General features: G+C 72.4%; 8 protein-coding genes. 7 read left to right on the top strand and 1 reads right to left on the bottom strand.

The annotated features are described in order from the left end of the window. The first annotated feature begins 385 nt into the window (after nt 1-385). From EOINJALH_RS00335 to EOINJALH_RS00305, 7 genes are all read left to right on the top strand, one after another. The gene (locus tag EOINJALH_RS00335; protein ID WP_088278325.1) at nt 386-1,765 is read left to right on the top strand and encodes an alkaline phosphatase family protein; all 1,380 of its coding nucleotides are present in this window, start codon (nt 386-388) and stop codon (nt 1,763-1,765) included. Nucleotides 1,766-1,805: 40 nt separating this feature from the next. Beyond that, nucleotides 1,806-2,666 carry an EboA domain-containing protein gene (locus EOINJALH_RS00330; protein ID WP_144289790.1) on the top strand — a complete coding sequence of 287 codons (861 nt, stop codon included), beginning with the start codon at nt 1,806-1,808 and terminating at the stop codon, nt 2,664-2,666. A 17-nt stretch (nt 2,667-2,683) separates the two neighbouring features. Continuing rightward, nucleotides 2,684-3,610 carry a TatD family hydrolase gene (locus EOINJALH_RS00325; RefSeq protein ID WP_088278323.1) on the top strand — a complete coding sequence of 309 codons (927 nt, stop codon included), beginning with the start codon at nt 2,684-2,686 and terminating at the stop codon, nt 3,608-3,610. 10 nt (nt 3,611-3,620) lie between these two features. Continuing rightward, nucleotides 3,621-4,859, top strand: a complete 1,239-nt coding sequence (locus EOINJALH_RS00320) for a 3-dehydroquinate synthase (protein ID WP_234413582.1) — start codon at nt 3,621-3,623, stop codon at nt 4,857-4,859. Continuing rightward, a complete protein-coding gene (gene eboE, locus EOINJALH_RS00315) occupies nt 4,856-6,055 on the top strand; it encodes a metabolite traffic protein EboE (RefSeq protein WP_088278321.1) in 1,200 nt (399 codons plus the stop codon). The genes EOINJALH_RS00320 and eboE overlap by 4 nt, the downstream gene beginning before the upstream one ends. Next, nucleotides 6,052-6,924 carry a UbiA family prenyltransferase gene (locus EOINJALH_RS00310; RefSeq protein ID WP_088278320.1) on the top strand — a complete coding sequence of 291 codons (873 nt, stop codon included), beginning with the start codon at nt 6,052-6,054 and terminating at the stop codon, nt 6,922-6,924. Before eboE ends, EOINJALH_RS00310 begins: the two co-directional genes overlap by 4 nt. Before the next feature lie 232 nt (nt 6,925-7,156). Next, nucleotides 7,157-7,624 carry a hypothetical protein gene (locus EOINJALH_RS00305; RefSeq protein ID WP_088278319.1) on the top strand — a complete coding sequence of 156 codons (468 nt, stop codon included), beginning with the start codon at nt 7,157-7,159 and terminating at the stop codon, nt 7,622-7,624. A 52-nt stretch (nt 7,625-7,676) separates the two neighbouring features. Here EOINJALH_RS00305 and EOINJALH_RS00300 read toward each other — a convergent pair whose 3' ends face one another. Further along, entirely contained in the window at nt 7,677-8,987 is a 1,311-nt protein-coding gene (locus EOINJALH_RS00300) for an NnrS family protein (RefSeq protein ID WP_144289789.1), read from the bottom strand. Nucleotides 8,988-9,041 lie beyond the last annotated feature (54 nt).

The following is a 9,041-nucleotide window of genomic DNA, read 5'->3' as shown; positions in this document are numbered from 1 at the left end:
CCCCCTACCCCCCCGGTCTGAAGCATGCGCCGGCCAGGGTCCCGCCGCTACACTCAAGTACAGGTATGGGATGGGTTGAATCGGGGTTGTCGTGGCGTGCCATGCCGCAGCTTTTCGAGAGGACATCGCAAGGTGTGATGGCAGGACTTTGCCTCCGGCCGTGAAACGGACGAAGGCGGGGACATCGGGCCCCGAATCGCAAGGGGAACTCCACGTTGTGCGACACATCCAACGCCGCCTCGCCGGTCCAGGGCGGTGCCAGTGCCTCGGTTGACGGCCATGCCAGGCCATACCGTCCTCGGGAACAGGGCACAGCCACCGGGCCACGTCTCGGCAATGCCCTCCCGCAGGCCTGCGTGGCAGCGGCACGGCCACTGTCTTCCCCATGACGCCCACCCTCGTCCTGAACGTCGTCGGGCTCACGCCCGCCCTGCTGAAGCACGCGCCGCGGCTGCAGGCCCTGTCCCAGGCCGGCGCGGTGCGCCCGCTGACCACCGTGCTGCCGGCCGTCACCACCACGGTGCAGTCCACCCTGCTCACCGGCGTGCTGCCGCGCGAGCATGGCATCGTGGCCAATGGCTGGTACTTCCGCGACCTGTCCGAGATCTGGCTGTGGCGACAGTCGAACAAGCTGGTGCAGGCCGAGAAGGTGTGGGAGACCGCCCGTCGGCGCGACCCGTCCTTCACCTGCGCCAAGCTCTTCTGGTGGTACAACATGTACGCCAGCGTCGACTTCGCCGTCACGCCGCGGCCCATGTACCTGGCCGACGGCCGCAAGCTGCCCGACATCCACACGCACCCGGCCGGGCTGCGCGACGAACTGCAGGGCGCGCTCGGCGACTTCCCGCTGTTCCGTTTCTGGGGCCCGGGCTCCGACATCGTGTCCACCGAGTGGATCGCCCGCAGCGCGCTGCATGTGCTCGAGCAGCATCGGCCCACGCTGTCGCTGGTGTACCTGCCGCACCTGGACTACGACCTGCAGCGCTTCGGCCCCAACCACCCGGCCATCCCGGCGCAGGTGGCGGCCGTCGATGCGCTGTGCGGCCCGCTCATCGACAAGGCCCGGTCCATCGGGGCCCACGTGGTGGTGCTGTCGGAGTACGGCATCACCGAGGTGTCGCGGCCGGTGCACATCAACCGCGCGCTGCGCGAGGCCGGCTGGCTGAAGGTGCGGCTGGAGCGCGGGCTGGAGCAGCTCGATGCGGGGGCCTCCGACGCCTTCGCTGTGGCCGACCATCAGCTGGCCCATGTGTACGTGGCCCGGCCCGAACTGGTGCCCGAGGTCGCGGCCTGCCTGGCCGCCTTGCCCGGCGTGGAGACGGTGCTGGACGATGCTGGCAAGCGCGCCGCGGGCCTGGACCATGCGCGCTCGGGCGAACTGGTCGCTGTCGCCAAGGCCGACAGCTGGTTCACCTACTACCACTTTCTCGACGATGCGCGCGCACCCGATTTCGCGCGCACGGTCGAGATCCATCGCAAGCCGGGCTACGACCCGGTGGAGTTGTTCTTCGACCCCAGGATCAAGTTCCCCAAGCTCGCCGTGGCCGCGCGGCTGGCACGCCGGGCGCTCGGCCTGCGCACCCTGATGGATGTCATCGGCCTGGATGCGACGCTGGTGCGCGGCTCGCACGGCCGGCCCACCGACCGGCCGGACGACGGCCCGCTGTTCATCACCACCGCGCCCGAGCTGCTGGCGGACGGGCCGGTGCCGGCCACCGCGGTGAAGCAGTTGCTGCTCGATCACCTGTTCCCGGTGGCGGCATGAGCGAATCCACCACCACCACCGCATGTCGAAAGGCGAGGGCATGACCCCAGAAGCGGCACTGCAGCACTGGCTGGACCAGCGGCTGGACGCCGCAGGCGCCCAGTGGCTGCGCGACGCGGTCGCCGGCCTGGCCGGCGGCGGCACCGATCGCGACCTGTACCGCAGCGTGAGCCTGGTGTCGCGCAAGCTCGGCAAGGCGCCGCTCGCACTCGACGCCGCCGCCCTGGCCGTGGCGGCGCAGGCGCGGCCGGGCTGGGACCCGTCGCCGTGGACCGTGGACCAGGCCGCGCGCGTGCGCCTGCTGCTGGCCGCCGCGACCGACAGCGACACCTTCGTGCGCCGCCTCGACCAGCTCTGCGCCACCGCCGACGTCGACGAACTGGTGGCCTTCTACCGCGGCCTGCCGCTGTACCCCGATGCACCCAGGCACCGCCAGCGCGCCGCCGAGGGCGTGCGCACCAACATGCGGGTGGTCTTCGAGGCCGTGGCCCACCACAACCCCTACCCCGCCGAGCAGCTGCCCGAAGACGCCTGGAACCAGATGGTGCTGAAGACGCTGTTCGTCGGCAGCACCCTGCACCCGATCGCCGGCCTGGACGGCCGCGCCAATGCCACCCTGGCACGCATGTTGAGCGACTATGCGCACGAGCGCTGGGCCGCTGCGCGACCGGTGAGCCCCGAACTCTGGCGCTGCGTCGGCCCCTTCGCCGCCGGCCACCTGCTCGACGACCTGGCCCGCGTGCTCGACAGCGGCACGCCGCCCGAGCGCGCCGCCGCGGTGCTCGCGCTGCGCAGCGCCACCGACCCGCACGCCCGCACCCTGCTCGACCGCCATGCCGCCTTGCGGGACACCGTGGCGGCGCGCGGCACCGACTGGACCAACGTGCTCGAATTCAACTGACCCACTGGGAGAACGCCATGCGCTTCATCGATCCCCACTGCCACATGTCGTCGCGCACCACCGACGACTACGAACGCATGCAGGCGGCCGGCGTCGTCGCCGTCATCGAGCCCGCGTTCTGGCTCGGCCAGCCGCGCACCAACGTCGGCAGCTACATCGACTACCTGTCCAGCATCGTCGGCTGGGAGCGCTTCCGCGCCTCGCAGTTCGGCATCAAGCACTACTGCACCATCGGCCTGAACAGCAAGGAGGCCAACAACGAGGCCCTGGCCGAGGCGGTGATGGACATCCTGCCGCGCTACCTGTCCAAGGAAGGCGTGGTGGCGGTGGGCGAGATCGGCTACGACGACGGCAGCGCGCTCGAGGACAAGTACTACCGCGCGCAACTGACGCTGGCGCTCGAGTACGACATGCTGGTGATGGTGCACACGCCGCACCGCGACAAGAAGGCCGGCACCATCCGCAGCATGGAGGTGGCGGTGGAGATGGGCATGGCCCCGGGCCGCGTCATCATCGACCACAACAACGAGGAAACCGTGCGCGACGTGCTCGACCGCGGCTTCTGGGCCGGCTTCACGCTGTACCCCAACACCAAGATGGGCAGCGAGCGCATGGTCGAGATCGTGCGGCAGTACGGCTCGGACCGCATCTTCGTCGACTCCAGCGCCGACTGGGGCGTGTCCGACCCGCTGGCGGTGCCCAAGACCGCCCGGCTGATGATCGAGCGCGGCATCCCGCTGAAAGACGTCGAGGCCACCTGCTACGGCAACGCCCTGGCGGCCTACGCGCAGAGCGGCCAGATGCAGGAATCGCACTGGCTGGCGCCCGAGCCGGTGGACCAGCGCATGCTGTTCGAGGGCAACACCGTGCTGCGCGGGCAGACACCGTCGGTGGGCGCCGTGCCCGAGCGCGCGGCCATCGTCGACACGGCCGTCTTCAAGTGAGAGGCTCGCCGTGTCCAATCTCCAACGCAATCCGGCGCCCGTGAGCGCCGTCGTCACGCCCCTGCCGCAGCGCGATGAGCGCCCGGCCATGTACCTGCAGTCGTTCGCGGTGCGCTACGAGTACCCGGTGTGCTTCACAGAGCACCTGTTCGCCCGCGACAACCCGGTGTTCCGCGACACGCTGCTGCGGCGCGAACCCGAGCGCCGGCACAAGTTCGTGGCCTTCATCGACTCCAACGTGGCGGCCTCGTTCCCGTCACTGGCCCACGACATCGCGGGTTATGCCGTCCTGCATTCGGACGCGATGCAGATGGTGGCGCACCCCGAGGTGGTGCCCGGCGGCGAGCATGTCAAGAACGACCCGGCCCTGCTCACGCGGCTGCAGCAGCGGCTGGTCGAGCTGGGCGTCGACCGCCACGCCTTCGTCGTGGGCATCGGCGGCGGCGCCTTCCTCGACCTGATGGGCTACGTGGCCTCGTCCACCCACCGCGGCATCCGCCACATCCGTGTGCCCACCACCGTGCTGGCGCAGAACGACTCGGGCGTCGGCGTGAAGAACGGCGTCAACGCCTTCGGGGTGAAGAACCTGCTGGGCAGCTTCGCACCGCCGTTCGCGGTGCTCAACGATTCCGACTTCCTGCGCACGCTGCAGCCGCGCGACAAGATCGCCGGCATCTCGGAGGCGGTGAAGGTGGCACTGATCCGCGACCGCGCCTTCTTCGACTGGCTGGACGCCAGCACCGACGCGCTGCGCGACTGCGAGCCCGCGGCGATGAACCGCATGATCCGGCGCTGCGCCGAACTGCACATGCGGCAGATCGCGCATGGCGGCGATCCCTTCGAGACCGGCAGCGCACGCCCGCTCGACTACGGCCACTGGTCGGCCCACAAGCTCGAGGCGCTGACGGCCCACGAACTGCGCCACGGCGAGGCGGTGGCCATCGGCCTGGCGCTGGACGCCCGCTACTCGGTGCAGGTGGGCATGCTGGCGCCCGGCGGCGAGGACCGCGTGCACGCGCTGCTCAAGCGCCTGGGCTTCCACCTGTGGCACCCGGCGCTGGAGTCGCGCGACGCCGACGGCCAGTGGCAGCTGCTGCGCGGGCTGCAAGAGTTCCGCGAGCACCTGGGCGGCGACCTCACCGTGACGCTGCTGCGCGACCTGGGCGTGGGCGAAGAGGTGCACCACATGGACCCGCAGGAGATCCTGCGCGCGCTGGTCTGGCTGCGGCGCCAGGAGTACGGCGCGTGAACCTGGGTGGCGGCGTCCACCTCACCTACTGCAGCAACATCCACCCCGGCGAATCGTGGGCCGAGGTGCGCGCCAACCTCGGGCGCCACGTGGTCGCCGTGCGCGACCGGCTGATGCCCGAGGGCGACTTCGGCGTCGGCCTGCGCCTGTCGGCACGCGCCGCGGCCGAACTGGCCGCCCCCGCGGTGCTGGACGAATTCCGCGACTTCCTCCGGCGCAGCCGGATGTACGTCTTCACGCTCAACGGCTTCCCGTACGGCACCTTCCACGGCACCCGCGTGAAGGAGGACGTGTACCTGCCCGACTGGCGCGATGCCGAGCGCCTGCGCTACACCAACCTGCTGGCCGACCTGCTGGCCGAGCTGCTGCCCGCCGACCCGGCCATCGAAGGCAGCGTGAGCACCGTGCCGGGCGCCTTCAAGCCGGCGCTGGGCGGGCCGCGCGACGTGGCAGCGATGGTCGAGCTGCTGCTGCAGCACGTGGCGCACCTGGTGGCGCTGCGGGCCCGCACCGGGCGGCTGATCACGCTGGCGCTAGAGCCCGAGCCGCACTGCTTCCTCGAGACCATCGACGAGGTGGTCGACTTCTTCGGCCGTGAGCTGCACGGCGCGGCCGCGGTGCAGCGCACGATGGCGCTGACCGGCCTGGACCGCGGCGCGGCCGCGCGCGCGCTGCACGAGCACCTGGGCGTGTGCCTCGACCTGTGCCACGCCGCGGTGGAGTTCGAAGACGCGGCCGACTGCATCGAGCGCCTGGCCGACGCCGGCATCCGCGTGCTCAAGATGCAGATCAGCGCCGGCCTGCGCCTGCCCGCGCTCGACGCCGAGGCGCTGGCGGCGCTGCGGCGCTTCCAGGATCCGGTGTACCTGCACCAGGTGGTGCAGCGGACGCCCGGCGGCCTGGTGCGCTTCGCCGACCTGCCCGAGGCCTTCGCCTCGCTCGACGGCCCCGCGGCCGACCGAGAATGGCGCGTGCATTTCCACGTGCCCATCTTCCTGGACCGCCTGGCGCCGTTCGCGTCGACCCAGTCCTTCATCCGCGAGGTGCTGGCGATCCAGCGCGCGGCCCCGGTGTCGACGCACCTCGAGGTCGAAACCTACACCTGGGACGTGCTGCCCGAGCCCTTCCGCAGCGGCCCGGTCGACGAGGCCGTGGCCCGCGAACTGGCCTGGGTGCGAACGGAACTGTCCGCGTGAACCTGTCCCTCGCGCTGCGCCTGGGGCGCATCTCCAACCTGCCCACCGTCTGGACCAACGTGCTGGTGGGCGCGCTGCTGGCCGGCGGCGGGCTGGCCGACGCGCGCCTGCCGCTGCTGATGGTGGCGATGTCGCTGTTCTACGTCGGCGGCATGTTCCTCAACGATGCCTTCGACCGCGGCTTCGACGCGGTGCACCGGCCGGAGCGGCCGATCCCGTCGGGGCAGGTGTCGGCGGGCCAGGTCTTCGGCTTCGGCTTCGGCATGCTGGCCCTGGGCCTGGCCGGCGTGGCGGTGGCCAGCCGCGGGCCCGACGGGCTGCCGGCATGGCGCGCGCTGGCCTCGGGGGCCGCACTGGCCGCTGCGATCGTCTACTACAACGCCGACCACAAGGGCAATGCGCTGAGCCCGCTGATCATGGGCCTGTGCCGCGTCTTCGTGGTGCTGACGGCCGCGTACAGCCTGGCGCCTGCGCTGCCGGCCGCGGTGGTGCTGGCCGCGGTGGCGCTGCTGTGCCACCTGATCGGCCTGACCTACATCGCCAAGCAGGAGCACCTCGATCGCCTCGGCGCACTGTGGCCGCTGGGCTTCCTGGCCGTGCCGGTGCTGTATGGCCTGTGGCTGGGGCTGTCGGTGCCCCTCGTGTGGCTGCCGCTGGCGCTCTACGTCGGCGTGCTGGCCTTCGCGATGGGCCGGCTGCGCCGCCGCGCCCGCGGCGACGTGCCCCGCGCGGTGGTGACGCTGATCGCCGGCATGTCGGTGCTCGACGCCGTGGTGCTGGCGGGCGCCGGCCTGTGGCTGCCGGCCGTGCTGGCCGTGGTGGCCTTCGGCCTCACGCTGGCGCTGCAGCGCTGGGTGGCCGGCACCTGAGCGCGGGCGGCGCCGCCCACACCGGCGATATCGGGCCCACACCGCCACCCCCCTGATCCGGGGTGACAGGAAATCACGGACCGTTCCGGCGACCGTTGCCGGGGCCGGGGGTGCCACCCAGAATGCATCCACAGGCTGTTTGGCCCGCACCAGGCGGCCCGGCACCGGGTAGCCATCCGTCCCCGATGCCGCGCGGCGCGGGTCCACGACAGCCAGCCCCCAGGGAGCACCGATGACACGACTGATCACCCTCTTGAGCCTCGCGGCCGGCACGCTGCTGATCACCTCGCCCGCCAGCGCCGCCATGGCGCCGGGCGCCGCGTCGTGGTCCACGCTCGCCAGCGTCCGGGGCACGGTTCTCGTCGAGTCCGGCTGGTCGGCGTTCTTCGGCCAGGACACCTTCACCGCCGGCCCGCTGGGCCGCAGCGACCGCCCGGGCAGCGCCGCCAGGCCGGAACTCCTGTCCTTCGCCGATGGCGCCACGGGCATCGCACTCGGCGCCCTCCCGGCGGTCGACAAGCGGGCCCGCACCGCGGGTGACAAGGCGCTGGGCGCCAATGCCGACAGCCACTGCGCCGCCCAGGGCCACGGCCGCTGCGACGCGCCGCAGCCGGCCACCTACGCGCTGGTCAGCCTTGCCGTGGTGGCCTCGCTGCTGCCCGGCGCGCTGCGCCGCCGCCGCGACGACGACGAGCGGTGACACGCCCGGCGGGCGACCGCCGAATCCCCCTGCGAGCCGCCGCCGTTCTGGGTCAGCCCGCCCGGCCGTCCACCCGCCGCTGCAGGAACCACGGGCCGTAGCGCAGCGCCCAGGCGCCCATGGCGGCCAGCCAGCATTGCGCCGCGAACAGCGTCAGCGGCGTGCCGGCACCGGCCGGCAGCAGCGCGGCCGCCACCCGGGCCGCGATGCCGGCCTGCAGGGCCCAGAACATCGCCCAGGCCCAGTTGTCGGCCACCAGCGCGCGGCCCGAATGGCCGCAGGCCACGCGCGTGGCCATGGCCAGCAAGGTGCTGCCCAGGTAGCCCATCGTGAAGGCATGCAGCGGCGCCAGGCCCAGCGAGACCTGGCCCTCGGTCAGGCTCATCAGCGCATGCGACACGCCGCCCAGCGTGAAGGCCACGCCCAGCCAGAAGAAGCCCATGTGCAGCATGGCCAGCAGGCGCAGCTTCAGGCTCTGCACCAGGCCCCAGCGCAGCGCCAGCCACAGCAGCAGCGCGCCGCCCGGCAGTTCGATCGCGGCACGCAGGGCCGACACGCCGGCCGGCACCCGGCCGCCCAGCAGCGCCTCGGCCACCGCGAACGGCGCCTGCACCGCCACCAGCAGCGCCAGCAGGCCGAGCAGCGCACGGGGCTTCCAGGCGTCCATCGACGGCAGGGCCGCCGCGGTGAAGAACGGGATCATGCGGTGGGCCACCGTGGCAAACACCAGGCCGAAGCCGCCCCACAGGGCCCCATGGGCCGTGGCCCGCGCCGCGGCATCGTGGCCGATGGCCACCGCCACCGCGGCCGCCCACAGCGCGGCCACGATGACGCCGCAGCCGACGAGCACCAGACGGGCATGGTCACGGTCGGCGGCCGGGCTTTCCAGCACCATCAGCCCGAACAGGCCGGTGGCCAGGCCGAAGCCCACCGACACGGCCGCCAGGCCCAGCGCCGCCATCGCGGACGAGGTGTGGAAGCCGACCAGCGCCGCCGCCACGCCCAGCACCATCAGCCCCACCGGCAGCAGCAGGCGCCGCGCCGGCACCTCGGGCAGGCCCAGCCAGCGCGGCCCGGCGGTGAACAGGAAGCCGACGAAGAACAGCGGCATAAAGCCGAACACGAAGGCCAGCGCGTGCGCCGTCGTGGGCGTGACCTCCCAGGGCACCACCAGGCCGGCGGCGCGGGCCACGAGGGCGCCGCCCCACCACAGCGCCAGCAGGGCCAGCAGGCTGCCACCGGCGAAGAAGCCGAGCCGGTGCGGTGCGTCGAGCAGGCGCGTCGGGTTCACGGCGGCGTGGCGCCGGCGGCCACCGAAGGTGCCCGAGGGCAGGCCGGCGGTCTGGGGTTGCAGGGGCATCATGGCGGTCACTCCTTCGGGCAAGTGGCTGGGGGCGGTCGGTCTTCGGTCGGCGGG

It is taken from the genome of Ideonella sp. A 288 (genome assembly GCF_002198735.1).
Classification (GTDB): domain Bacteria; phylum Pseudomonadota; class Gammaproteobacteria; order Burkholderiales; family Burkholderiaceae_C; genus Pseudaquabacterium.
The sequence above is the reverse complement of the archived record's forward strand: the minus strand, read 5'-3'. Positions and strand labels throughout refer to the sequence as shown.

Excerpts from the sequence above, each read along its gene's own strand:
- EOINJALH_RS00335 (WP_088278325.1), top strand. The coding sequence starts at position 386 with ATGACGCCCACCCTCGTCCTGAACGTCGTCGGGCTCACGCCCGCCCTG.
- EOINJALH_RS00330 (WP_144289790.1), top strand. The coding sequence starts at position 1,806 with ATGACCCCAGAAGCGGCACTGCAGCACTGGCTGGACCAGCGGCTGGAC.
- EOINJALH_RS00325 (WP_088278323.1), top strand. The coding sequence starts at position 2,684 with ATGCGCTTCATCGATCCCCACTGCCACATGTCGTCGCGCACCACCGAC.
- EOINJALH_RS00305 (WP_088278319.1), top strand. The coding sequence starts at position 7,157 with ATGACACGACTGATCACCCTCTTGAGCCTCGCGGCCGGCACGCTGCTG.
- EOINJALH_RS00300 (WP_144289789.1), bottom strand. The coding sequence starts at position 8,987 with ATGATGCCCCTGCAACCCCAGACCGCCGGCCTGCCCTCGGGCACCTTC.